Genomic DNA, 24,801 nt, shown 5'->3' on the forward strand with positions numbered 1-24,801 from the left:
GTGATTTCCTTCTCGCCCAGGGAGAAGGAAACCACTCACCAGTCTCCCAACGTTGCCTGGATCACCGCCAAGGCTGCCACCGCTGCCGTATCGGCGCGCAGGATACGCGGTCCAAGCGGAATGGCGGTCACGAAAGACAGGGCGCGCAGCATCTTGCGTTCCTCGTCGGAGAAGCCGCCCTCCGGTCCGACCAGCAGGCCCAGCTTTCTGTCTTTCACCGCGTGCAGCGCGGGCAGCGGATTGTTGGTCGAAGCGTCCTCGTCGCAGAAGATCAGCCGTCGCTCTCTGTCCCAGCCGGCCAGCAGGCGGTCGAATTTCTCCGCTTCGCGCATTTCGGGCACCGCCAGGATGCCGCATTGTTCGGCGGCTTCGATGACATTGGCACGCAGGCGATCGATCGAAGGTTTTGTCACCTGCGTGTGCTGGGTGATGACCGGCAGGAGGACGCCGGCACCCATCTCGACCGCCTTCTGCACGAGATAGTCGAGCCGCCCCTGTTTCAGCGGCGCGAAACAATAGATGAGATCGGGCAGCGGCGGCTGCGGCCGTTGCAGCGTCCGCACTTTGAGCCTGATCGTTTTCTTCGATTTCGCCGCGATGGCCGCCGACCACTCGCCGTCGCGGCCATTGAACACGAGGATTTCGGCGCCTTCGCCAAGCCGCAACACATGCAGAAGATAGTGGCTCTGCTGCTGGCCGGCGTCGAACTCGACATCCGGTCCGAGGTCGTCTGGCACGAAGAGACGTTGCATCTTGTAATTGGCGCGCATGGCCGAGGAATGAGCGAGCCGGCCGCTTCCGTCAAGCACGCATCTCGGCCTGCAGCAAAGACGACGCGGCACTGTCGGAATACCGATGCCGGTTTGTTGAATGATCGCGCAATCTGCGTGGCGGAGTAATGCGAGGCATTCTGATGAACAGGATTACACGAGGCGGCTGTCTCTGCGGCGCCGTCCGCTACGAACTGCATGGCGATTTGCGCCCGATCGTTGCCTGTCACTGCAATCAATGCAGAAAGGCCAGCGGTCATTTCGCCGCCGCCACCCAGATAGACCAAAAACGTGCGACCATCACGGGCGACACCTTGCGCTGGTTTCAGTCGTCGGAGCACGCCGAGCGAGGTTTCTGTTCTGTATGCGGCGGGAACCTGTTCTGGCGTCGCTTTGATAGCCCATTCATTTCTGTCTGGGCCGGGACCATCGACGGCAAGACCGGTCTTAAGATGCAAAGCCAATTGTACCCGGAATCCGCCGGCGACTACTACGAATTGCCGGCGGTGCCCATTGTGCCGCAATCGGACCTGAAATGACGTTGGCCTCAACTGGCCCAGAAAGGCTTGTATCCGGCTCGAAGCACGGCGCCGCTTGTCGGCGGAGTGATCATGAACGGCTCCGCCAGCCGTGAACTGGTAAGGCTGATCGGCGTTTGATAGCCGCCATAATTCCAGGGCAGCGCGCAACCATCGCGTAGCGCATAAGGCTTCTTGTCCGATGAGATCATCGTGCCATCCGGCAACTCTGCAAGCGTGCCAGGACTGAGCCTGGTTGCGCGCCCACCCGATGCCAGCCGCTCTTTGTGCAACCGCTTGTCGATCTGCGGGGCACGCGGCTCGGCAACGCCGAAGGCTTCGCCGAAGCGGCCGACGAAGTCCTTGGCCCGTTCGCGCTGGCAAAAGAAGCAGGGACGATGCCCCGCTGCCAGCGCCGTCACCTCGTCGAGAAAGAACAGCTCGGTCCAGCCCGCTTTTCCTCCCGGCCGGTTGCGGCCCATCGGCTCGCGCCGCACATCACGGAACTGGCAGACGCAGATGATCCAGGCCTGAAGCGCCCAGCGTTTTTTCAACAGCGTCTTGGTCTCGGGATCATGGATGATGCCGCGGTTGCCGGTGAACACTCCTCGCTCGGGCACGGCGTGGATGACCCCGAACGGATCGACCCGGTTTTGCAGTGGCATAGTTTTCTCCCAGGATTCGCATCTTGGCTGCAATGCCGGCCGCATGATATCGCTCGCCGCATCATTTTCATGTCAGCAGGGTTTGCGATGCGGGTGCTGGTGGTCCAGAACTACGACAACACCGGCCTCGGCCAGGTCGGCGCGGCACTTGCCGAAGCGGGAGCCGATCTCGATGTGCGTCTCCCCTACAAGGGGGATCCTCTGCCGGATGACGCGACCGGGCACGATGCCATGGTGGTGCTCGGCGGCGGCCAGAATGCGCTGGCCGACGATGAGTATCCTTATTTCCCGGCGCTGCTCGAACTGACCCGTGATTTCGCCGACAAGGACCGCGCCGTGCTCGGCATCTGCCTCGGCAGCCAGCTTGTCGCCCGCGCCTTCGGCGGCGAGAACCGCATCGGTGGCGCCAACGAATTCGGCTGGTGCGGCGTGTCGCTGACGCCGGACGCCAAGGCCGATCCGGTGCTGGCCTTGCTTCCGGAAGAGTTTCCCATCTTCCAATGGCATGACGACACGTTTGTGCTGCCTGAAAGCGCCGTTCGGCTCGCCGGCAATGATATCGCCGAGAACCAGGCGTTTCGCGTCGGCCGCGCCGTCTATGGCTTCCAGTTCCATTTCGAGGCCGATCGGCCGATGGTGAAGGACTGGAGTTCGTCCTTTGCACCGACCATTGCAGCGCGCCACCCCGACTGGGCCGGCAAGCTCGACGGCGAAATGGCCCGCAACGGCCCGGGTGCCGATGCTGCCGGTCTGGCCATCGCCCGCGCATGGGTGGCGACGATCTAGGCGCTGTGCGGCTACGTCCCTTCATGGCGTGACATAATTGGCACGCGGCGGTGAATCCGCCTGGGGACAACATCATTCATCCTTGGCTTGTGTCCGCCCGCCATCCTAGAAGGCGCGCGTTATCGATCGGCTGTGCAACCGGGATGAACCTTTTGTGTGACCCGTGCGACACACCGCCGATACAGAACATGCCTAGAAGCGCGAAAACGCCAAAACTTTGAAACGAATTTTTCGTTTCAACGCATTGGTAACCGCCTCGTGCCCAGATGCAGAAAGCTCAACAAGAGATGACTTCCGTGAAAGCAGCGCTTCTGTCCTTTGCCATGCTGTCCGCCATCGTAGTTTGCGGTCTGGGCATCTATGCCGCCGACGCCGCCAACAACCATAATGCCGTTGACGGTTACGGCGTCACCGCCTCGCTACGCTAGAGCAATTCAAGGAAAAGCGTGAAACGGTTTTCCCGGGAACGCGCGAAGCGCTTTCTCTACGGAATTGCGTAAAAACAAAAAATAGGGCGGTTTCCGTGAAACGGTGAACCGCCCTGGAATCCGAAACGCCTTCGCGTCCTCGGCGCAGGACGCTCAACGGACCGGGGCGCTCAAGCCTCCTTTATGGTCATCGTCAAGATCCGTTTGTCCGTGCCGTCGACGACGAGCGCGGTCAGCATGCCTGACTGCCAGGCGAGCGTGTCGACATTGACGCGGTTGGCCATCACTTCCGCCTCCGGCACCGGTGTGTGGCCATGCACGATGATTTTCGCATAGAGACCCGTGTGATCGTGAAAAACATCGCGGATCCAGGTCAGGTCCTGTAGGTTCTGCCGTTCCAGCGCAACGCCGGGCCGGATGCCGGCATGGCAGAAAAAGAAATCGCCGAAAGTCGCTGAGAACCGCAGCGATCGCAGAAAATCGACGTGGCCCTGCGGCACGGCTTCGAGCAGGGCCTGGTGGCCCTTGCGCACCGCCGTCTCGGCCCTGCCGAACCACACGCTGGTTCCTTCACTGATCGCCACCCCATAGGACTGCGCCGTCTGGATGCCGCCAAAGCGGATGAAAAGCCCTTCCGGGTCGGGAGTTTTCAGAAAATCGAGAAAGCCGATGTCGTGATTGCCGGCCAGCATCAGATGGCGCCGATCACGCGCTTTCGCCTCGATCAGGAAATCGATGACACCCTTGGAGTCCGGTCCGCGGTCGACATAGTCGCCGAGGTGGATGACGCGCCAGTCCGCGACGAGATCCCGCTCGATCTCGGCCTTGATCTGGTTGTGCATGGCAACCAGCAAATCGAGCCGCCCATGCACATCGCCGATCGCGTAGAGACGCATGCCGTCCGGGCCGCGTGCGTCCAGAAAATGAATGCCGGGTTCCGCCAACTTTTCGCTTGTCTCCGTGGTCAGTATGTCACGGACCCTATCGCCGGAGCTGGTCCTTGCCCATGTCGGTGACCAGACGCTTTCCGCACAGCGCCAGCGTGATGTCCATCTCCTTGCGGATGATTTCCAATGCCTTGGTAACCCCTTCCTTGCCGAGCGCACCCAGGCCATAGAGAAATGGTCGGCCGATATAGGTGCCCTTGGCGCCGAGGCAGAGCGCCTTGAGCACATCCTGGCCGGAGCGGATGCCGCCGTCCATATGCACTTCGATCCTGTCGCCGACCGCATCGGCGATTTCCTCCAGCGCCATGATCGAAGACGACGCGCCGTCGAGCTGGCGCCCGCCATGGTTGGAAACGACGATCGCATCGGCGCCGGTGTCGGCTGCCATCAGCGCGTCCTCCTTGTCGAGGATCCCTTTCAGGATCAGCTTGCCGCCCCAGCGCTCCTTGATCCAGGCGACATCCTTCCACGACAGTTGCGGATCGAACTGTTCCGCCGTCCATGAGGACAGCGAGGCAACATTGCCCACGCCCTTGGCGTGCCCGACTATGTTGCGGAAGGTGCGGCGCGGCGTGCCGGCCATGCCGAGGCACCAACGCGGCCGGATGGCCATGTCGACAAGGTTGGCCAACGTCATCCTGGGTGGCGCCGAAAGCCCGTTACGGATGTCCTTGTGACGCTGTCCGAGGACCTGCAGATCCAGCGTCAGCACCAGCGCAGAGCACTTCGCCGCCTTCGCCCGGTCGATCAGATCGAGCACGAAATCCTTGTCGCGCAGCACGTACAGCTGGAACCAGAACGGCTTCTTGGTCACCGAGGCGACATCCTCGATCGAGCAGATGCTCATCGTCGACAAGGTGAACGGCACGCCGAATTCCTCTGCCGCTTGCGCCGCCAGCATCTCGCCATCGGCATGCTGCATGCCGGTCAGGCCGGTCGGCGCCAGGGCCACCGGCATCGCCACCGTCTGGCCGACCATGGTCGATTCCAGCGAGCGGTTGCTCATGTCGACCAGCACGCGCTGGCGAAACTTGATCTTCTGGAAGTCTTCCTCGTTAGCCCGATAGGTGCTCTCGGTCCATGCGCCTGAGTCGGCATAGTCGAAGAACATCCTCGGCACGCGCCGGCGCGCGAGGGCCTTGAGGTCGGCGATGGTGAGAATGTCGCTCATGCTGGTCCCCGCATATTCAATTCTAGGAGCGTCTGCGTGTGGGTTCGATCTCGCCGGCTTCCGAGCGCTGCCTGAGCCGCAACCGCGACACGCGCTGCCAGTCGCCGCTGCGCTCGGCTTCGGCCATCGAGCGCTCGACATAGATCATGTGGTCCATCGCGGCTTGCCGGGCGGCGACCGGGTCGCCGGCCTTCACCGCCGCGTGGATCGCCTTGTGCTGCGCAAGCAGCGCCTCGCGCGCGCCGGGCACGGTGAACACCAGCAGACGGTTCTGGAACACGCCTTCCGACAGCAGCCGGTAACAGGAGCGCAGCGTGTGCAGGAGCAGGATATTGTGCGCGCATTCGCAGATCGCGTGATGGAATTCGATGTCGATCTCGGCCTCGTCGTCGAAATCGCCGGAGCGGTGTGCCTCGTCCATGCGCGCCATGATGCGGTCGAGCAGGGCCAGATCTTCCGGCGTCGCGCGCCGCGCCGCATATTCGGCCGCCACGCCTTCGATCTCACGGCGGTATTCCAGATAGTCGGCCACCGCCTTACGGTGCGTCGTGATCAAATCCGCCACCGGTTTGGTGAATAACTGTCCGATGATGTCGGCGACGTGCGTGCCGCCACCTGGCCGTGTCGTCAGCAGACCGCGCCCTTCCAGAGCCTTCAGCGCATCGCGCAGGATCGGGCGCGACACCTCGAACTGGCGTGCAAGCTCGCGTTCGCCCGGCAATCGGTCGCCGGTGCGCAGCACGCCTTCGAGGACGAGGCCCTCGATCTGCTGCACCACCTCGTCGGCGGTGCGCGAATGCTCTATCCTGGAGAAAATGTCGCTCAACAGAGTGCCTGGAAGGGTGAACTGGTGTCGCGCAGGATAAAGCCGGGGTCGCCAACTGGTCAAATTATTTATCCAATTGATCGAGCTGTGTCGGTTTGCCGCGAGACGCCATATCGTCTTCGGCTAAACTTTGCTGTTTGCGTCATCTGTCGATTGGCCCTAGAGCGACGCAATGTAAGAGGGTTCAGAGAAACCCGGGGAACAAGCCGTGTCAGACGACCCGTCCAATCTCGAGTTCCAGCCGCGCTCCAAGGGCAGCGTCATGGGTTTTCCCGCGCATGAGGGGCGGCCCGGCGCACTGGGGGAGGTCCATGCCCGGCCGCATCCGCTGATCGAAAAGCCGCGCGTCCTGGTGCAACTCGCCTTCATGACCGAAGGCGGTTCCGGCGTCGACATGGCCGTGCTCTCCGAACTGTCACGGCGTCTCGGCATCGCCGCGCCTGACCGCCAGGCCCGCCACCACGCGATGAAATGGGGCAAGGGCTCGCTGCGCTGGGAGCGGCATACGGAATTTTCGACCTATCTGTGGGAGGGCCCGCTCTCCGAAAGCGGCAGGACGCAAGAAGACTCGCCCTTCGGCAACGGTTTTTCCCCGCCAGGCGCCGTAATCTCGGGCATCAGGCTCGAAATCCGCAAATGGACGCAGGTCAGCGAGAGGCTGATTGCCGGCTTCGATCCGACCAGCCTTTGCTACTCGCTTGTCGAGCGCGGCAACGCCGCAATCGTCACCGACTTCCGCCAGGACGGCGACGGCATGACCCGCATGCTGCTGCTCGATCGCGGCCTGACGCCGGCGCGCACCGGCGCACTGTCGCAGCGGCTGATCGACATCGAAACCTACCGCACCCTCGCCATGCTTGGCCTGCCGCTGGCGCTGACCTTGTCCGGCCGTGCCCGCCGCATCGAGGACAGGCTGGCGCAGACCACGCTGGAGATGAAGGTCGCCGAGACCCGCGACAGCCAGACCTTGCTTGCCGACCTTACCGAACTCGCCGCAGAGCTGGAAGCGGACGCGGCCTCAAGCCTTTACCGCTTCGGCGCCAGCCGTGCCTATGACGGCATCGTCGGCGAGCGGCTGGAAGCGCTCGAGGAAGAAGCCGTGCCCGGCTACGATACCTGGGGCGGGTTCCTGCAGCGACGCGTAGCGCCGGCCATGCGCACCTGCCGCTCGGTCGAGGAGCGCCAGGCCAATCTGTCGCGAAAACTGACCCGCACCACGACGCTGCTGCGCACCTGGGTCGATGTCGAGGTCGAGAAGCAGAACCGCGACCTGCTCGCCTCGATGAACAACCGTGCCCGCCTGCAACTGCGTCTGCAGCAGACCGTCGAAGGCCTCTCGGTCGCTGCCGTTTCCTACTATGTGGTCGGCCTCATCGGCTACGTCGCCAAAGGCGCCTCGATCTTCGGCCACGCCTTCGCGCCGGAAGTCGTCACCGCCGCTTCGGTACCGGCCGCCATCCTGCTGGTCTGGTGGGGCGTGCGCCGCGTGCGCCGGATGCACTCCGAGCCGGCGAAACATCCGGGCGAGTAGGCGCGCCTTTACCCTCCCCACAAGGGGCCACAAGGGGAGGGTGAATAGCGGCAGATTGCCGCTGCGGAAGCCAGGACCAATTCGGCTCGTCGCCGCCATCGCCGCAGGATTTGCAACCGCCGCACGTCACTGGTAAAAGATTTTGACCAGTCAAGCGAAACGAGGCTGCTGATGTCCGGCCTTGCCATGCCGAAACCAGACGACGCCACGATGCGCCGGCGCGACGAGATCGTCGCCGACATGCGCATCATCGTGCCGGGCGAGGGCGTCGTCGACGCGGCGAACGCCATGCGGGCCTTCGAGAGCGATGGCCTGACCGCTTACCGGCAATTGCCGTTGGTGGTGGTGCTGCCCGAGACGGTGGCGCAGGTTTCCCGGGTGCTGAAATATTGCAACGACCGCAACATCCGCGTCGTGCCGCGCGGCTCAGGCACTTCGCTGTCCGGCGGCGCATTGCCGCTGGAAGACGCGGTGCTGCTGGTCATGAGCCGCTTCAACCGCATTCTCAAGATCGATTTCCCCAATCGCGTCGTCGTCGCCCAGCCAGGCGTCACCAATCTCGGCATCACCACCGCCGTCGAGCAGGAGGGTTTTTATTACGCCCCCGATCCATCCTCCCAGATCGCCTGCTCGATCGGCGGCAATGTCGCGGAGAATTCCGGCGGCGTGCACTGCCTGAAATATGGCCTTACCGCCAACAATGTGCTCGGCATTGAGATGGTGCTGATGAATGGCGAGGTGGTGCGGCTCGGCGGCTCTCATCTCGACGCGGAAGGTTATGATCTGCTCGGCGTCATGACCGGTTCGGAAGGGCTGCTCGGCGTCGTCACCGAGGTCACCGTGCGCATCCTGAAGAAGCCGGAGACCGCCCGTGCGCTATTGATAGGCTTCCCGACCAGCGAGCAGGCCGGCCAGTGCGTGGCCGACATTATCGGCGCCGGCATCATTCCGGGCGGCATGGAGATGATGGACCGGCCGGCGATCCACGCGGCGGAAGATTTCGTCCATGCCGGCTATCCCCTTGATGTCGAAGCGCTGCTGATCGTCGAACTCGACGGTCCGGGCGTCGAGGTCGACCATCTCATCACCGCGGTCGAGGCGATCGCCATCCGCAACGGCTCGACCACGTGCCGCATATCGCAATCGGAGCAGGAACGGCTGAGCTTCTGGGCCGGCCGCAAGGCGGCGTTCCCTGCGGTCGGCCGCATCTCGCCCGATTATTACTGTATGGACGGCACCATCCCACGCAAGGAACTGCCACGCGTGCTGGCTGGCATGCGCGAGCTGTCGGAGAAATATGGTCTCGGCGTCGCCAATGTCTTTCACGCCGGCGACGGCAATCTGCATCCGCTGATCCTCTACGATGCCAACGTGCCGGGCGAACTCGACAAAGCCGAAAGCTTCGGTGCCGACATATTGCGGCTCTGCGTCAAGGTCGGTGGCGTGCTGACCGGCGAACATGGCGTCGGTGTCGAAAAGCGCGACCTGATGCCGGAAATGTTCAGTCAGCTCGATCTCGACCAGCAAATGCGCGTCAAATGCGCCTTCGACCCCAACCATCTGCTCAATCCAGGCAAGGTCTTTCCGCAACTGCGCCGCTGCGCGGAACTGGGGCGCATGCATGTGCATCGGGGAGAGTTGGCGTTTCCGGACATTCCGAGGTTTTGACGGTTATGTCAGCGCCTGAACGCCCCCCTCTGTCCTGCCGGACATCTCCCCCTCAAGGGGGGAGATTGGATGCCGCGCCGGGTTTCGCCAATCTCCAGCGTTGGCGGAGGAGCGAAGCGACGAAGCTGCCAATCTCCCCCCTCGAGGGGGAGATGTCCGGCAGGACAGAGGGGGGCGCGAAGGATCGCGGCGTTCCCGCACTAGTAATCAGCGCCAGCTTTGCCCCCTCTCCGTCTCGGGCTTCGCCCGAGCCACCTCTCCCCCGCTTTGCGGGGGCGAGGAACTGGGCGCGAACATGACCACGTTCACCCCCACCACATCAGACGAAGTCCTCTCCACAATCGCCTGGGCGGTTGCGGAAGGCTCGCCGCTGGAAACCCTTGGCCATGGTTCCAAGCGCGGCATAGGCCGTCCGCTGCAGACCGAACACACGCTCGACCTTTCGAAACTCACCGGCGTGACGCTCTATGAGCCCGCCGAACTGGTTCTGTCGGCGAAGGCCGGCACGCCGCTTGCCGACATCGAAAAGCTGCTGGCGGAAAACGGCCAGCAACTCGCCTTCGAACCGATGGACTACGGTCCGCTGCTCGGCGGCGAGCCGGGCAAAGGCACGATCGGCGGCGTGCTCGCCGCCAACCTTTCCGGTCCGCGCAGGCTGAAGGCGGGTGCTGCGCGCGACCATGTTCTGGGTATCAATGTCGTGTCCGGGCGGGGCGAGGCCTTCAAGTCCGGCGGCCGTGTGGTCAAGAATGTGACCGGTTATGATCTGTCGAAACTGATGGCCAACAGCTGGGGCACGCTGGCCGTGTTCACCGACGTCACGTTCAAGGTGCTGCCCGCGGCCGAGACCGAAGTCACGCTCGCCATCCGTGGCCTGCTCGACGATGCGGCCGCCGGCGCCATGGCGCTGGCGCTCGGCTCCAGCGCGGAAGTGTCGAGCGCCGCCCATCTGCCGGAGCGGATCGCCGCGCGCGTCGCCGGCGGCGCGCTCGGCGGCGATGCCGCCACGCTGCTGCGCGTCGAAGGTTTTGGCCCGTCCGTCGCCTATCGCGTCGCCGCGTTGAAAACGCTGCTCGGCAATGCCGGGCCGCTGGAGGAGATTTCCGGCGCGGCATCACGGATAATCTGGCGTGATATCCGCGATTGCAGGCCTTTCGCCGACGGCAGTCAAAAACCGGTCTGGCGCGTCTCGATGACGCCGGGAGAGAGCCATCAGATGGTCCTGACCCTGCGCATGCAGGCTGCGGTCAGCGCCTTCTATGACTGGCAGGGCGGGCTGGTGTGGTTGCGCATGGAGGAGGGTGATCCGGAAGCCGCTTTGCTGCGTGGGCTGCTGCGCAAACATGGCGGCGGCCATGCGACGCTGGTGCGCGCCGCACCCTCCCATCGCGCCGCCCTGCCGGTATTCGAGCCGCAGGCTTCGGCGCAGGCAGCGCTCAGCCAGCGCCTGAAGCAGGAATTCGACCCCAGGAACATCCTCAATCCCGGCCGCATGGCCTAGGACTAGAACGAGATGCAGACCAACTTCTCTCTTGCCCAGCTTGCCGACCCGCATGTCGCGGAATCGGAGAAGATCCTGCGCAAATGCGTGCATTGCGGTTTCTGCACCGCCACCTGCCCGACCTATGTGACATTGGGCAACGAGCTCGATTCGCCGCGCGGCCGCATCTACCTGATCAAGGACATGCTGGAGAACGGCCGTCCGGCCGACAAGGAGATCGTCACCCACATCGACCGCTGCCTGTCCTGCCTCGCCTGCATGACCACCTGCCCGTCGGGCGTCAATTACATGCATCTGGTCGACCATGCCCGCGCCCATATCCAGCAGACCTACAAGCGGCCGTTGTTCGACCGCCTGACCCGCGCCATGCTGGCCTTCGTGCTGCCTTATCCCCGGCGCTTCCGCGCCGCGCTCAAACTGGCCAAGCTGGGCAAGCCATTCATCGGCTTGTTCGAAAAGTTCCCGGCGCTGAAGCCGCTCGGCGCGATGCTCAAACTCGCCCCGGCGTCGATCCCTACCGCCTCGCCATTGGCCGCGCCGGGAATCCACGCCGGGCAGGGGGCAAAAAAGGGCCGCGTCGCCATCCTCACCGGCTGCGCGCAATCCGTGCTTGATCCCGCCATCAACGACACGACGATCTCGCTGCTGACCCGGCTCGGCGTCGAGGTCGTGGTGCCGCAAGGAGAGGGCTGCTGCGGCGCGCTCGTCCATCACATGGGGCGGGAGCAAGCCGCCCTTGCTTCGGCAAGACAAAATGTCGATGCCTGGACCCGCGCCATCGAAGATGGTGGGATCGATGCCATCATCATCACCGCGTCCGGCTGCGGCACCACCATCAAGGATTATGGTTTCATGCTGCGGCTCGATCCGGCCTATGCCGACAAGGCTGCACGTGTTTCCGCTCTGGCCAAGGACATTACGGAATACCTGACCGCCATCGACCTGCCCGAACCGGTGCGCAAGCCGGGCACGGTCGTCGCCTATCACTCCGCCTGCTCGATGCAGCACGGCCAGAAGATCACCCGCCAGCCGAAGGAACTGCTAGCCAGGGCCGGCTTCATCGTGCGCGAGCCGCGCGAGGGCCATCTGTGCTGCGGTTCCGCCGGCACCTACAACATCCTGCAGTCCGACATTTCGGCCAGGCTCCGTGACCGCAAGGTAAGAAACATAGAGGCGACGGGTGCCTCGGTTGTCGCCACCGGCAACATCGGCTGCATAACGCAGATCGCATCCGCCGCGAAGCTGCCGGTGGTGCATACGATAAAGCTGCTTGACTGGGCTTATGGCGGGCCGAAGCCGGAAGGCGTTCGGGAAGAGAGCTTGATCGCCGCGGAATAGGGGCGGCCGTCCCGGCGCTACTCCGCCGCCAGCCTGTCCGCCGTGCCGTATGTCGCCTCGTAAAGAGCGCGCTGCCGGCTGAGCGCCACCATCGTATTGCGCAGCAGGATCGCCACGGTGATCGGACCGACGCCGCCCGGCACCGGCGTGATCCAGGAGGCGACTTCGCGCACGCTTTCGGTGTCGACGTCGCCGACGATGCGGCTTACCCCATCCGGCCCGATCTCGGAATTGATACCGATGTCGATGACGGCAGCACCGGGTTTGACCATGTCGGCCTTGATCAGCCGCGGCTTGCCGACAGCGACGAACAGCGCGTCGGCGCGGCGCGCATGCGCTGCAACCGATCGCGTCATATGGTGGCAGACCGTCACCGTCGCGCCTTCGCTCATCAGCAGGAAAGCTATCGGCTTACCGACAATTTCGGAATGGCCGACGATCACGACTTCCAGCCCCTTGAGGTCGAGACCGGTTTCCTTCAGCAGTTCGACCGAGGCGGCCGCTGTGCAGGGCGCGAGGTCGAGCTGGTTGTAGACGATGTTGCCGATCGAGGCCGGATGCATGCCTTCGACATCCTTGAGCGGATGCACTGCCGCCTGCAAGGTCTTGATCGGGATGTGGGCGGGAACCGGCCGCTGGATGATGATGCCGGTGACGCGCGGATCGGCGTTCAGGCCATGGATCGCCGCTTCCAGTTCGCCTGAGGTGATTGTGGCGGGAAAACGCCGTTCCTCGAAATCGATGCCGGCGAGGTGGGCCTTGGCGCGCTGATTGCGCACGTAAACGCCAACCGCATCGGTGTCGCCGACGGTGATCGAGATCAGCTTGGGCGGGAAACCCTCGGCCTTGGCAATGGCCGCATCTTCGCGCACCGCCGCGATGATGCGCTGGGCAACCGGGCCGCCCCGGAGATAGCGGCTGTCGTCGGACAGGGACATGGGTGGACTCTTTTCGGCTTGATACCGCCGACATAGCAAAAGAATATCGGCAATGGCAGCACGAAAGCGAACCGTCATGCCTCTTGCGCGACGTGACGGCGAAAGAGTGCGTCGCTACGCTTCAGACCCCGATCAAAACGGAAAGGGCAGCGCGGTTCCCCGTGCTGCCCTTCCTGACTGGCCGCATCCCCATACGGCCCGTCCCCCGTTGTCTCCAGACTGGCCTCGAAAAGCTGGCTGCTTTACCGGCCAAGTGATTCGCAACCGGAATTATATCACCTCGACAGTGGTTCCGACATTGACCCGTTCATAGAGGTCGACCACGTCCTCGTTGCGCATGCGGATGCAGCCCGACGATACCGCGCCGCCGATCGTCCACGGCTGGTTGGTGCCGTGGATGCGATACTCGGTCGTGCCGAGATAGAGCGCGCGGGCGCCGAGCGGGTTTTCCATGCCGCCAGCGAGATAGGTCGGCAGATAGCGGCCCTTGGCGGCCTCGCGCTTGATCATCTGCGCCGGCGGGCGCCAGTCCGGCCACTCGCGCTTGTTGGTGATCTTGTGCGTGCCCGACCATTCGAAACCGGGCTTGCCGGTGCCGACGCCATAGCGCCGCGCCTTGCCGTTCTTCTCGATCAGAAAGAGGAAATTCTGCGTCGTGTCGATGACGATCGTGCCCGGCTTCTGCGGGCCGTCATAGGCGACTTCCTGCGGCAGGTAGATCGGATTGATCTGCGCGCGCGTGACCATGCGTTTGGCCGGCGCCTGCACCGCCGCCGTCTGTACCCTGTCGGGCTGCGCCGGCTGAGCGTAGCGCAGGCGCGGCTGCACGGCCTGGCGCCGCACGATGCCCGGCGCCTGGCCAAGCTGGAGCACCCAGGGCGCGGAAAGGTCGGGGCTCACCATCACCGGCGGCCTGTCGGCATAGCGGTCGCCTGCGGTCGAGGGCGTGACGCCGGCGGCAAATATAGCCATGCCGCCGAGCACGGAAAGCAAAACTCTCTTCATCGGGAACGCACCTTGATCGTCGAACATATCGGGTGGAAACATCCTCCCGGTTCAGCGATCATTGGCGTGGAAGCAGCAACCGAATCATGAATCGGAATGCGTAAAATGTGCAAGTGTCGGTAAACCTTTTGGTGTGGTTACCGCCGGGTTCAGGAATCTGGTAAAGCCGCGGTAAAACCGGCGCAAAAGCGCGTTAACGAATGGATCTTTGGCCATGGGAAACGAAAACACCGGCCTGCTTGCTGGTCCCGACGGTGTCGCGCGCTGCTTCTGGCATGGCAATCTGCCCGACTATCTGCATTATCACGACCATGAATGGGGCCGGCCCGTGTCGGATGACCGCAGGCTGTTCGAAAAGATCTGCCTCGAAGGTTTTCAATCCGGCCTGTCCTGGCTGACCATCCTGCGCAAGCGGGAAAACTTTCGCGAGGCTTTCGCCAATTTCGAATTCGACAAGGTCGCGCTCTTCACCGAAGAGGACGTCGAACGCCTGCTTGGCGATGCCGGCATCATCCGTCACCGCGGCAAGATCGTCTCGACCATCAACAACGCCAAACGCGCCCGCGAAATGGCCGATGAATTCGGCTCGCTGGCCGCCTGGTTCTGGAAATTCGAACCCGGCAAGGAGGAACGGCCCGAGATCGTCGATATCGCCCATCTGCGCGCCAACCCGACCACGGCAGTCTCGGTCCGGATTTCGAAGGAACTGAAGAAGCGCGGCTGGAGTTTTGTCGGCCCGACCACGGTGTACGCTTTCATGCAGGCCATGGGGCTGGTCAACGATCATCTCGAGGGCTGCGTTTGCCGCATGCAAGTCGAGAACGAACGGAAGGCTTTCAAACGGCCGAAGTAGCTCCCCACCTTCCCCTCGCGGGAGGCGATTTCAGGTGCCGTTCGCGCTGGCAAAGTCCTGGTCGCTCTGTGCTGCCCCTCATCGCCCTGCCGGGCACTTCTCCCCGTAAGTGACGGGGAGAAGGACACCTTCATCGATGGCTCGCCTTGCAGGGTTACCCTTGCTGGTCCTTGTCGCATCGGTTAGGACACGCGCGTTGCGAAAATCGCAACATTGTTGACCTTCAAGCATCACGAAATACCGGGCAAAATCACATGGCCGACAAATCGGAGAAGACGAAAGCGCGGCTGCCGCGCGGTTTTGCCGACCGCAGCGCCGAGGACATCCGCGCCGTCGAGAAGATGATGGCGACGATCCGCTCGGTCTATGAGCTTTACGGCTTCGAACCGGCAGACCAGCCGCTGATCGAATACACCGATGCGCTCGGCAAGTTCCTGCCCGACCAGGACCGGCCGAACGAGGGCGTGTTCTCGTTCCAGGACGATGACGACCAATGGCTGTCGCTGCGCTACGACCTGACCGCGCCGACGGCGCGCTTCGTCGCCGAGAACTACGAGCGCCTGCCCAAGCCATACCGCAGCTACCGCTCCGGCTGGGTGTTCCGCAACGAAAAGCCCGGCCCCGGCCGCTTCCGCCAGTTCATGCAGTTCGACGCCGACACGATCGGCACGCCGGGCGTGGCGGCCGACGCCGAAATGGCGATGATGATGGCCGACGTCATGGAGGCGCTCGGCATCAAGCGCGGCGACTACGTCATCCGCGTCAACAACCGCAAGGTGCTGGACGGCGTGCTGGAGGCAATCGGCCTAGGCGGCGACGAAAATGCCGGTCGAAGGCTGACTGTGCTGCGGGCGATCGACAAGCTGGACAAGCTCGGGCCGGAAGGCGTGAGGTTGCTGCTTGGACCGGGGCGCTGGGATGGCGGCAAGGAAGGCGAAGGCGACTTCGCCAAGGGCGCCGGGTTGAATAACGGGCAGGCCGAGGCAGTGCTGACCGCGACAGCGAAGAATGGACAGGCTGGCCAGGATTCCATGGTTAGTTCGAACGCAGTCTACCAGGAAGGCGCCAGCGAACTTTCTATGATCGAAGCGTTGGTCAGGGCAGCAGGATACGGCGAGGATCGCGTCACGATGGATCGTTCCGTCGTCCGTGGCCTCGAATATTACACCGGCCCCGTCTTCGAGGCTGAGCTTCTCGCTGAAATTCCCAACGAGGACGGCCAGATCGTGCGCTTTGGTTCGGTCGGCGGCGGCGGCCGCTATGACGGGCTCGTCTCGCGCTTCCGCGGCGAGCCGGTGCCGGCGACCGGTTTCTCCATCGGCGTCTCCAGGCTGATGACGGCGCTGAAGAACCTCGGCAAGCTCGACAGCGCCGACGTGATCGCGCCTGTCGTCGTGCTGGTGATGGACAGGGACACCGACAGCCTCGGCCGCTATCAGAAAATGGTGGCGGAGCTGCGTGCCGCCGGCATCCGCTCCGAAATGTATCTCGGCGGCGCCGGCATGAAGGCGCAGCTCAAATACGCCGACCGGCGCGGCTGCCCGGTCGCAATCATCCAGGGCGGCGACGAGCGCGCCACGGGCGAATTGCAGATCAAGGACCTGATCGAAGGCGCGCGCATGTCGGCGGAGATAGCAGACAACGCCGAATGGCGCGCCGCCCGCCCGGCACAGGTGACGGTGGCGGAGAGCGACGTGGTGGTGGAGGTCAGGAAGATACTGGCGGCGCAGGCTGAGGAGAGGGCGCGTGGCAAGTAGAGGCCGCGTTCTGTCGCGCCGTAGAGTGCCGGCCTTTGGTCGACCCACTAGTCCCAAACCAGTGGGTCGTGCGATACGGAGGCTGGCATAATGACCTCGCGCTACCCCGCCATATCAGCCGATATCACAAACCTCTTCGCCACACGCAACACGCACGCGGTCGAGGTTGCCGTTCTGCAGCCGGCCGACCCCTTCCTCGACATGGCCGGCGAGGATTTGCGCCGCCGCATTTTCCTGACCGAAAGCGAGACCGGGCAGACGCTCTGCCTGCGCCCTGAATTTACCATTCCCGTCTGCCTGGACCACATCGCCAGCCAGGCCGGCACGCCGCGCCGTTATTCCTATCTCGGCGAGGTGTTTCGCCAGCGCCGCGAAGGTGGCAACGAGTTTTTCCAGGCCGGCATCGAGGATCTCGGCGATCGTGACACCGCGCAAGCCGATGCCCGTTCGCTGGCCGATGCGCATGCGCTGCTCTCCCTGGTGCTGCCCGACCAGCCATTGGCGATCACCCTCGGCGACCAGACCATTTTCGAGGCGGTGCTCGCAGCCCTTGGCCTGCCGCGTGGCTGGCGCATGCGGCTTGCGCGCGCCTTCGGCTCGGCGCCGATGCTTGAGGCAGCGCTCGCCGATCTCGCCAACCCGCCGCGCAACGGCCAGCTTTCCGGCCCGGTCGCGGCGCTCGTCCTCGACGGCGATATCGAGGGTCTTTCCGCCCATATCGCCGGCGGCATGGAAGAGGCCGGCCTGTCGGCATCGGCCGGACGCGCGCCATCGGATATTGCGCGGCGGCTGATCGAGAAGGCTGAATTGCGCAGCGTGCGGCTGTCGAACGACGCCTTCGCTGCGCTGAAGAATTTTCTTTCGATCGACGTGCCGCTCGATGGCGCGGCCCACGCGCTGGAAGCCTTCGCCGCCGGTGCCGGGTTGTCGCTGGGCGCCGCGCTGGAGAAGTTCGCGTCCCGCGCCGGCGCGATCGAGGCGCATGGCTTGCCGGCTGGAAAAATCCGCTACGATGCCGCCTTCGGCCGTCCGCTCGATTATTACACCGGCGTGGTCTTCGAAATCGCGGCGCAAGGCGGCGACAGGCCGCTGGCCGGCGGCGGCCGGTACGACCGGCTGCTGACGTTGCTTGGCGCCAAGACACCGATCCCCGGCGTCGGCTTTTCCGTCTGGCTCGACCGCATCGAGTCCTTGCGGGAGGCAGCACGATGATCACACTGGCAATCCCGTCGAAAGGTCGCCTCAAGGAACAGGCGCTGGAGATGCTGGCCAAGGCCGGTCTCGCTGTCAGCCTGCCCGGCGACGAACGCTCCTATCGCGCCCGGATCGAAGGCGCCGATGGCATCGACATCGCCTTCCTGTCGGCGTCCGAGATATCGGGCGAGATCGGCCAGGGCGCGGTCGATCTCGGCATCACCGGCGAGGATCTGGTGCGCGAAAACCTCGCCGACTGGGAGGCCCGCGCCGAAATCGTCGCCCGTCTCGGCTTCGGCCATGCCGATGTCGTGGTGGCGGTCCCCGAAATCTGGCTCGACGTCGACACCATGGCCGATCTCGACGACGTCGCCGCCGATTTCCGCCACCGCCATGGCCGGCGGCTGCGCATTGCCACCAAATACTGGCGGCTGACGCAGCAATTCTTCTCGCAGAAGCACGGCATCCAGGTCTACCGGATCGTCGAAAGCCTGGGCGCCACCGAAGGCGCGCCGGCGGCGGGGCTCGCCGATGTCATCGTCGACATCACCACCACGGGCTCGACGCTGCGCGCCAACCATCTCAAGGTGCTGGCCGACGGCGTCGTCCTGCGCTCCGAGGCGTGTCTTGTCGCGTCGAGAAAGCCGCGTTCCAAGGCCGACGAGACGATCCTGCGCGACGTCGCGGCGAGGATGGCATCGGTGCGGGAATAGCCCGTCCAGCGTATCTCGGCGATTGTCGAATCTGGCAGCAGGCAAATTTTGTTCTTGCTTTGTGCCCGCAGCTATGCTACTAATTTGGATATGGTGTTGATTTGCGCCACCCGCCCGCCAGCCAAGGCGGGTTTTTCGTTTCTGCGCCATTCTCGCGACCATCGAAGGCTGCGCGGCCCGCCTTCGAAGCCCCGCCATACCTTCGGCGGGATTTCCACCGTCCAGGCAGGCTGGTAAGTTCGGATATCGTGGGAGGAGAGAGCGATGCCGGTCAATCTCGACGAGCTGAAGAACGCCACCAATCTGCGCGGGCGCGGAGCGCGCACTGGCGGTGTCTTTGTCGCGCCGGTCGACGGCAGGGCGCATGTCTCGGGTGAACGCAAAGTGCCGCTGCTCGACAAGACCATCCCTGCGCTTTTCTCCGATACGGTCAGCAAACATGGCACCCTCGATGCCGCCGTCTTCGTCGGCCAGGACAAGCGCTTCACCTGGAGCGAGCTGTCGGACACGGTGGATGCGCTGGCCGCCGGCTTCCTGGCGCTTGGCCTGGAGAAGGGGGACCGCGTCGGCATCTGGTCGCCCAACCGCTGGGAATGGCTGGTGACGCAATTCGCCACCGCCCGCATCGGCCTGATCCTGGTCAACATCAATCCTGCCTACCGGCTGACCGAGCTGGAGTATGCGCTGAACAAGGTCGCTTGCCGGGCGCTGGTCACCGCGGCCAGCTTCAAGAGCTCGGATTATCTCGGCATGATCGAAACGCTGGCGCCGGAGATCGCCAGGGCGGCGCCCGGCAAGCTCAAGGCACAAAAACTGCCGGCGCTCAGGATCGTCATCCGCATGGGCGAGGAGAATTCGCCCGGCATGTTCAATTTCGCCGATGTGCTGGCCATGGCCGGGCGCGACGAGCATGACAGCCTCGACCGCATTTCCGAGGGACTGAAGCCAAACGATGCCATCAACATCCAGTTCACCTCGGGCACCACCGGAGCGCCCAAAGGCGCGACGCTGACCCACAACAACATCGTCAACAACGGCAATTTCGTCACTTCGGCGATCAGGTTGACGGCCGACGACCGGCTCTGCATTCCCGTGCCGCTCTACCATTGCTTCGGCATGTCGATGGGTACGATGGGCTGCGTCACCAAAGGCGCGACCATGGTCTTTCCTGGCGAGGGCTTCGACCCTGGCGCCACGCTGAAAGCGGTGGCGCAGGAACGCTGCACCGGCCTCTATGGCGTGCCGACCATGTTCGTCGGCCTGCTCGATCATCCGGACTTCGGCACATTCGATCTCTCCAGCCTGCGCACCGGCATCATGGCCGGTTCGCCATGCCCGATCGAGGTGATGAAGAAGGTCGTCTCGCTGATGCACATGTCCGAAGTGACCATCGCCTACGGCATGACCGAGACCAGCCCGGTTTCCTTCCAGAGCGGCGTCGACGACCCGCTGGAAAAACGCGTCTCGACCGTCGGGCGCATCCACCCGCATGTCGAGGTCAAGGCCATCGATGCCGATGGCGCCACCGTCGCCGTCGGCATGCCGGGCGAGCTGTGCACGCGCGGCTATTCCGTGATGAAGGGATATTGGGACGACGACGACAAGACCCGCGAGGCGATCGACAGCGACGGCTGGATGCACACAGGCGACCTCGCCACCATCGACGCCGAGGGCTATTGCAACATCGTCGGCCGGGTCAAGGACATGGTCATTCGCGGCGGCGAGAACGTCTATCCCCGCGAGGTCGAGGAATTCCTCTACCGCCACCCCAAGGTGCGGGAAGTGCAGGTGTTCGGCATTCCCGACGCCAAATATGGCGAGGAGCTCTGCGCCTGGATCGTGCTCAAGCCCGGCCAGATCGCCACCGAACAGGAGATCAAAACCTTCTGCGCCGGCCAGATCGCCCACTACAAGATCCCGCGCCACATCCGCTTCCGCACCGAATTGCCGATGACGGTAACCGGCAAGCCGCAGAAGTTCCTGATGCGCCAGGCGATGGTGGAGGAGCTGGGGCTGGTGGTGGAGAGGACGGCTTGAAGCCACGGGTTGGGCTGCTCGGGACAAGAAAGCTGCTAGTGTCTGGACATTGCGAAATGAAATGTCGCATTTGGGGCCGGAGGCCGACTGGCTGGTTCTGGCGAGCGATGATGGGGTAGCTGCCGTACCACTCCCGACCTCGTTACGGTCGAAACGGCCGCGCTGGTCTCACTAAAAAAAGGCCACTAGAATAGGTTGCCGATATGGCGGTTTCAGATCAATTGCGGATATTGGCAGACGTTCGCGCCCCATACGCCCTAGTCCAGCCTGGAAATCGGGATCAGGGCGTTTCCATCTCGGAAAATTTCAACTAGGTGCACGTTCTTGAGCCCGTCCCAATATCGCGGATTTATGTGCTCGAAAACGATCATCTGGAACTCTTTTCCCATTTCATTTGCCGTAGTGATGAACTGGTCCAAAAGCTCCAATGCCAACTTGACCTTTGCGACATCGCTCTGGTCGACGTCCTTCTCGCCTTCCCCGTCCTCCTGATCATCCTCGCCCCAGTAGGGCCTAGAGAACTGATCAATAATCAGAAACGGTGCCACGTGAATGCCGTCGTTCCGCATGATCAGCTCATGCAGACCAAGGAACAGAAACAGGTGGAGGAACATGTGGTTGGAACTGCTGCCGACGTTCTCGGTCGATGCTGTTCTTGGTTTGCGAAGATGAAGCTTCTTTTCCGAGTAATTGAAGGCAGAACGATATTCGCCATAGTTCCCGAGCGCTGCCTTTGTTAAAGAAATATATTCCTGGATTGCCTCATCTAGGGTCCTGGTGAACAGCTCTTGCCGGTCGCTGACAGGTGACACAGCGAGGTCTTCGATTTCAGCTTCCAGGTTTGCGATCAACTGACTGTTGTCTTGAGCTTTTTCTGACTCTGGATCGCCGTACAGCTCTAGTTTGGCTTTCGTTTCGCCGATGAAGATATATTTATCTTTGTCGGTCTCGAAGCTCTCCATCTCGGCGGGAAGGGCTTGAAGGTCTTTTTCGAGCTTCCGGCGCTGAGTTTCCAATCCCTTGATAATTTCGGAAATGTTACTGTCCAACGGCGTCTTTCGAGCAGTGGCGTCTTTAATTTGCTGTAGACCCTCAGAAAGGTTCCTGAGAATGTCTTCGAATACGGATGTACGAACCGCCTCCTCGTAGTTCCTCATCAGATATTCAATAGGCTGGAGGCTATCCGCCGTCTCCTTGAGGGTCACCTTATGATTTCCATACTCCGAAGCGAATTTGCGAAGCCCCCTGATCTTTCGAGAAACTCGGTATATCTGTGAAGAAATTTCCTCATACTGCGCGGATACATACAGATCGGGGCCACTCTCCCGCTCTGTCACCATTCGCTTCAACGCGGCGACTGAAGCATCTGCATCTGTATCGTCGGCAACGAGTCCGTATCCCTTCGCCCGCGCGACGGTTTCAGCCAATTGGGCGTTAAACTGATCGTGCTTTTCCTCCGTTTTCGCGGCCAGTTTTTCAAGGCGGGCGAGGCTTCGCTCCAACTCAGCCCGTTTCTCTCGCTTCAGTATGTTCTCGACCGTGTCGATCCCCACAGCAATGTCAAATATGCGTGGTAACGCCTCTTGATAGCGAGGCTCGTTCTGCTTGTCGAAAAACTGATCGCTATGGGTGATTATATCTTGAGAGATCGTGTTGAAGAGCAGGAAGTATCGCAGAGACACCCTAGCGCCGGTTTGCAGCGTTCTCCCGCCAAAGGGAATTTTGACGTCTTGGTCGATGCCGAAGTCAGCGCTTAATTGCTTCTTCAAAACACTTTCGCTGATATTCGGGATTGGCGCGGAGTCCGGAATTTCTCCTATTGAGGAGAAGGAGTAATCAGACGATGTGGTCGTTCCTGCCGGTGCGCGTCTTGCCAGCGTATAGATTTTATCGTTCACATGAACGCGCAGTCCGTACCAGGCGACATTTTCGTTGATAATGCTCTCAGAAATACGGTGCTTGCTCGCGAACATGCAATAATCGACGATGTCCAGGATGGCGGTTTTACCAGTGTGGCTGTCTCCGGTGATCACATTCACCTTGTTCGGCAAGAACGTAACGGACCTTCTTTGTTCGGTCTTGAGCCACAAGTGCAGGCTTTCGATGTAGAATTTCATAGCTCGATCCTCGCATTGAGGTAGAAAACTTCAGCATTGCCGGAAACCAGGGCAGCTATGTTTGGTGCCGCGCGCTTAACGCGCTCGGCGCGTTTGCCCATCGATGAGTCGAAGGGTAAATCAGACGCAATCACCGCGCCATCGCCCTTCAATTGAAGCACGCCCATCTCATACAAAAATTGGATGGCATTAACGGTAGGGGTAAGAGACGCAAAGTATCGCTCATTAAAATTGTAGAAGAATTCGACGTTATCGATCATATACTGTTCAAAACTGACAAAGCGGAATCTGCCATCTGCTAGCTTTTTTACCATCTGGCGATGCGCAACAACTGGCAAAATCAACGCAATTTGGGGAGTCGCCAGAAATCCCGCCTCTTTCAGCACAGAGGAGATCGCGAACGCATTGATCCCGAGATTGTTGTAATATGAACTGAACTTCACTTGTAGCGGTCTTTCCAGTTGCTCAACCAGCCAATCACCGGTCGATCAGAGAGATCGTAGAACCCGCCATGGCTCATGGGTATCGGAAGCTCCTGCGAAGCAAGCGTCAGCTTTCTCTGCCGCAAATCTCCGACAATCGCACGGGCAGATGCGCTCTCGTCACCGGTTGACTGTTGGCCTGAGTAAGCCTGGAGGAACTTGCCTTCCCACATGACGGAAGCCTCCTCCTCCAAATCGTCAATATCGGATTGGGTGATATCCCCGTCCTGGATCAGTCGTTCGATGTTATCGCGAAAGTGCAGCCGCCTGATGGTGAAATTCGTATGAAACTCAATGCCATCCTCCGAGATGTCATTGATATCCACCAATTGCTTGATGAACGTCTGGTCGAGGAGATTGTCCGGCAAAACAGGTGGAAATTTCCTGAAAAGCAGACCGCCGCTCCGAGCTTTATCGAAATACCGTCGGTATTTCTGGGTGAATTCGTCAAAGCTGATCGTGATTTTCTGCCCTGCCTTGACGGTGGCGTAGGAATTTTGCCGTACCTCTGAGTCGATGGCGTGAAAAACGTCGTCAATACGGGATTGGTGTATCTGCTTCTCCGCGATGGACGCTCTACATAGGTTGATGATTTCGTCCTTCCCCAAAGCGAACGACAGGTGCTCAAAAAACCTCTCTGACACGGCGGCGTCGAGTGAAAGCGTGTCATCGATGTAGCCTTGAATCACCTGGTCTTTGCTTTTTGCCTTGAGCGACGTGATATCAGCGACAAGCTCAGCATGACTTTTGGTGGTAGCTTTGAAGGATTCAATGGATATCAGAAGGGCGTTTTTTTCGTTCTCTGACTTGTTGGATGCGAGCAGGAAGCTGGTCTTTTTAAGAAAGGCAAGCTGAGAATCCACCGACGCCCGTCCATCCGCCGGGTCGATGATCAATTTGCACCAGTTCGAAATCGATTTCCAAAGATCATTGTCCAGCGTCGTAAGGTTGATAGGAGTGCCCTGTGCGCTCGTCTGAACTGTGTGCTTCAGCTGGACAAGTAGATTGGTGCCGTCAGGGCGCTCGATATGAACGTCATCTAGAACCTCCAAGCCCACAACTTGACCAGTTTTCAAATTTAGCAACTCATTTAGAAAGTAATAATACTGGTAGTCGAAACCAATTGATTTATCTTCTGCACTAGTCGTATCGACACGCGACCTTCCGCTCATGACCTACCAACAGAATTTGAGAAAACACACCCCAAGTTGTTACCCCGACACCTAGCAGCTGCCAACCGCTATTTCAATTTACTAACAATGGGGTTTGGAGCTAAGATCCATTTCAATTTAACCGGTTCTGTCGCTGACTTCGCCTTCTCGGGTATTGAGAAGGAAGATCTGGAGATTCTCGCTCGGTTGAATAAATCTCGTCCCGTCCGGAACCGGCAGGACTCTGGAACTTTCTGCCCAACTCGGCCTGTGCGGAGGTGGTGAGTATGTCCGCTTTCAGTGGCAGGTTCCGACCGTCCGAAATGACCGATAAGCGGCGCAAAGCAGCCGTTCAATAAATGCACCTTCGAAGTTCGCCTTGCCCCGACAGCAAGCCTGGGCCTC

Annotated in this window: 22 protein-coding genes; 12 read left to right on the forward strand and 10 right to left on the reverse strand. The window is 61.7% G+C overall.

Annotation, left to right across the window (positions count from 1 at the left end):
• Window positions 1–35 precede the first annotated feature (35 nt).
• Window positions 36–770: a 16S rRNA (uracil(1498)-N(3))-methyltransferase gene (locus NKI49_RS00790; protein ID WP_352598338.1), complete on the reverse strand. Its 735-nt coding sequence runs from the start codon at window positions 768–770 to the stop codon at window positions 36–38.
• A 143-nt stretch (window positions 771–913) separates the two neighbouring features.
• On the opposite strand from NKI49_RS00790, the gene NKI49_RS00795 reads away from it, so the two are divergent.
• Window positions 914–1,309: a GFA family protein gene (locus tag NKI49_RS00795; RefSeq protein WP_352598221.1), complete on the forward strand. Its 396-nt coding sequence runs from the start codon at window positions 914–916 to the stop codon at window positions 1,307–1,309.
• An 8-nt stretch (window positions 1,310–1,317) separates the two neighbouring features.
• Here NKI49_RS00795 and NKI49_RS00800 read toward each other — a convergent pair whose 3' ends face one another.
• Window positions 1,318–1,953: a hypothetical protein gene (locus NKI49_RS00800; RefSeq protein ID WP_352598220.1), complete on the reverse strand. Its 636-nt coding sequence runs from the start codon at window positions 1,951–1,953 to the stop codon at window positions 1,318–1,320.
• Window positions 1,954–2,040: 87 nt separating this feature from the next.
• On the opposite strand from NKI49_RS00800, the gene NKI49_RS00805 reads away from it, so the two are divergent.
• Both NKI49_RS00805 and NKI49_RS00810 read left to right on the forward strand, forming a co-directional pair.
• Window positions 2,041–2,739 carry a type 1 glutamine amidotransferase gene (locus tag NKI49_RS00805; RefSeq protein ID WP_352598337.1) on the forward strand — a complete coding sequence of 233 codons (699 nt, stop codon included), beginning with the start codon at window positions 2,041–2,043 and terminating at the stop codon, window positions 2,737–2,739.
• Window positions 2,740–3,035: 296 nt separating this feature from the next.
• On the forward strand, window positions 3,036–3,167 hold the full coding sequence (locus tag NKI49_RS00810) for a hypothetical protein (protein ID WP_280801316.1): 132 nt from the start codon (window positions 3,036–3,038) through the stop codon (window positions 3,165–3,167).
• A gap of 170 nt (window positions 3,168–3,337) precedes the next feature.
• Here NKI49_RS00810 and NKI49_RS00815 read toward each other — a convergent pair whose 3' ends face one another.
• From NKI49_RS00815 to NKI49_RS00825, 3 genes are read right to left on the reverse strand one after another with little or no spacing between them, the layout of a single operon-like run.
• Window positions 3,338–4,111, reverse strand: coding sequence for a metallophosphoesterase (locus NKI49_RS00815; RefSeq protein WP_352598219.1), 774 nt, complete (start codon window positions 4,109–4,111; stop codon window positions 3,338–3,340).
• Window positions 4,112–4,148: 37 nt separating this feature from the next.
• Window positions 4,149–5,285 (reverse strand): alpha-hydroxy acid oxidase, encoded by a 1,137-nt coding sequence (locus NKI49_RS00820; protein ID WP_352598218.1) that lies wholly within the window; start codon window positions 5,283–5,285, stop codon window positions 4,149–4,151.
• Between the two features lie 22 nt (window positions 5,286–5,307).
• On the reverse strand, window positions 5,308–6,111 hold the full coding sequence (locus NKI49_RS00825; RefSeq protein ID WP_352598217.1) for a FadR/GntR family transcriptional regulator: 804 nt from the start codon (window positions 6,109–6,111) through the stop codon (window positions 5,308–5,310).
• Between the two features lie 208 nt (window positions 6,112–6,319).
• Here NKI49_RS00825 and NKI49_RS00830 point away from each other — a divergent pair, with 208 nt between their 5' ends.
• From NKI49_RS00830 to glcF, 4 genes are all read left to right on the forward strand, one after another.
• Entirely contained in the window at window positions 6,320–7,642 is a 1,323-nt protein-coding gene (locus NKI49_RS00830) for a DUF3422 family protein (RefSeq protein ID WP_352598216.1), read from the forward strand.
• 171 nt (window positions 7,643–7,813) lie between these two features.
• Window positions 7,814–9,310 carry an FAD-linked oxidase C-terminal domain-containing protein gene (locus NKI49_RS00835; RefSeq protein WP_352598215.1) on the forward strand — a complete coding sequence of 499 codons (1,497 nt, stop codon included), beginning with the start codon at window positions 7,814–7,816 and terminating at the stop codon, window positions 9,308–9,310.
• Window positions 9,311–9,605: 295 nt separating this feature from the next.
• The gene (locus NKI49_RS00840) at window positions 9,606–10,811 is read left to right on the forward strand and encodes an FAD-binding protein (protein ID WP_352598213.1); all 1,206 of its coding nucleotides are present in this window, start codon (window positions 9,606–9,608) and stop codon (window positions 10,809–10,811) included.
• A 12-nt stretch (window positions 10,812–10,823) separates the two neighbouring features.
• Window positions 10,824–12,149, forward strand: a complete 1,326-nt coding sequence (gene glcF, locus NKI49_RS00845; protein ID WP_352598212.1) for a glycolate oxidase subunit GlcF — start codon at window positions 10,824–10,826, stop codon at window positions 12,147–12,149.
• 17 nt (window positions 12,150–12,166) lie between these two features.
• Here glcF and NKI49_RS00850 read toward each other — a convergent pair whose 3' ends face one another.
• Together NKI49_RS00850 and NKI49_RS00855 are read right to left on the reverse strand one after the other, a co-directional pair.
• Window positions 12,167–13,087, reverse strand: a complete 921-nt coding sequence (locus tag NKI49_RS00850; RefSeq protein ID WP_352598211.1) for a bifunctional 5,10-methylenetetrahydrofolate dehydrogenase/5,10-methenyltetrahydrofolate cyclohydrolase — start codon at window positions 13,085–13,087, stop codon at window positions 12,167–12,169.
• A 270-nt stretch (window positions 13,088–13,357) separates the two neighbouring features.
• Window positions 13,358–14,092, reverse strand: a complete 735-nt coding sequence (locus NKI49_RS00855; protein ID WP_352598210.1) for a L,D-transpeptidase — start codon at window positions 14,090–14,092, stop codon at window positions 13,358–13,360.
• 214 nt (window positions 14,093–14,306) lie between these two features.
• Between NKI49_RS00855 and NKI49_RS00860 the strand changes: the two genes are divergently transcribed.
• From NKI49_RS00860 to NKI49_RS00880, 5 genes are all read left to right on the forward strand, one after another.
• Entirely contained in the window at window positions 14,307–14,945 is a 639-nt protein-coding gene (locus tag NKI49_RS00860) for a DNA-3-methyladenine glycosylase I (protein WP_352598209.1), read from the forward strand.
• Window positions 14,946–15,199: 254 nt separating this feature from the next.
• Window positions 15,200–16,702 carry a histidine--tRNA ligase gene (hisS, locus tag NKI49_RS00865; RefSeq protein ID WP_352598208.1) on the forward strand — a complete coding sequence of 501 codons (1,503 nt, stop codon included), beginning with the start codon at window positions 15,200–15,202 and terminating at the stop codon, window positions 16,700–16,702.
• Window positions 16,703–16,792: 90 nt separating this feature from the next.
• On the forward strand, window positions 16,793–17,914 hold the full coding sequence (locus NKI49_RS00870; RefSeq protein ID WP_352598207.1) for an ATP phosphoribosyltransferase regulatory subunit: 1,122 nt from the start codon (window positions 16,793–16,795) through the stop codon (window positions 17,912–17,914).
• Entirely contained in the window at window positions 17,911–18,609 is a 699-nt protein-coding gene (hisG, locus tag NKI49_RS00875; protein ID WP_352598206.1) for an ATP phosphoribosyltransferase, read from the forward strand. Before NKI49_RS00870 ends, hisG begins: the two co-directional genes overlap by 4 nt.
• Before the next feature lie 264 nt (window positions 18,610–18,873).
• Entirely contained in the window at window positions 18,874–20,646 is a 1,773-nt protein-coding gene (locus NKI49_RS00880) for an AMP-binding protein (protein WP_352598205.1), read from the forward strand.
• 257 nt (window positions 20,647–20,903) lie between these two features.
• On the opposite strand, the gene NKI49_RS00885 is transcribed toward NKI49_RS00880, so the two are convergent.
• Genes NKI49_RS00885 through NKI49_RS00895 form a run of 3 tightly spaced genes read right to left on the reverse strand, consistent with a single transcriptional unit; the run spans window position 20,904 to window position 24,417 of the window.
• The gene (locus tag NKI49_RS00885; protein ID WP_352598204.1) at window positions 20,904–22,763 is read right to left on the reverse strand and encodes a DUF3732 domain-containing protein; all 1,860 of its coding nucleotides are present in this window, start codon (window positions 22,761–22,763) and stop codon (window positions 20,904–20,906) included.
• Window positions 22,760–23,206: a three component ABC system middle component gene (locus NKI49_RS00890; protein WP_352598203.1), complete on the reverse strand. Its 447-nt coding sequence runs from the start codon at window positions 23,204–23,206 to the stop codon at window positions 22,760–22,762. The genes NKI49_RS00885 and NKI49_RS00890 overlap by 4 nt, the downstream gene beginning before the upstream one ends.
• Window positions 23,203–24,417 (reverse strand): hypothetical protein, encoded by a 1,215-nt coding sequence (locus tag NKI49_RS00895; RefSeq protein ID WP_352598202.1) that lies wholly within the window; start codon window positions 24,415–24,417, stop codon window positions 23,203–23,205. The genes NKI49_RS00890 and NKI49_RS00895 overlap by 4 nt, the downstream gene beginning before the upstream one ends.
• Between the last annotated feature and the right edge of the window lie 384 nt (window positions 24,418–24,801).

Origin of the sequence: Mesorhizobium sp. M0587 (genome assembly GCF_040320945.1) — a bacterium.
Classification (GTDB): domain Bacteria; phylum Pseudomonadota; class Alphaproteobacteria; order Rhizobiales; family Rhizobiaceae; genus Mesorhizobium.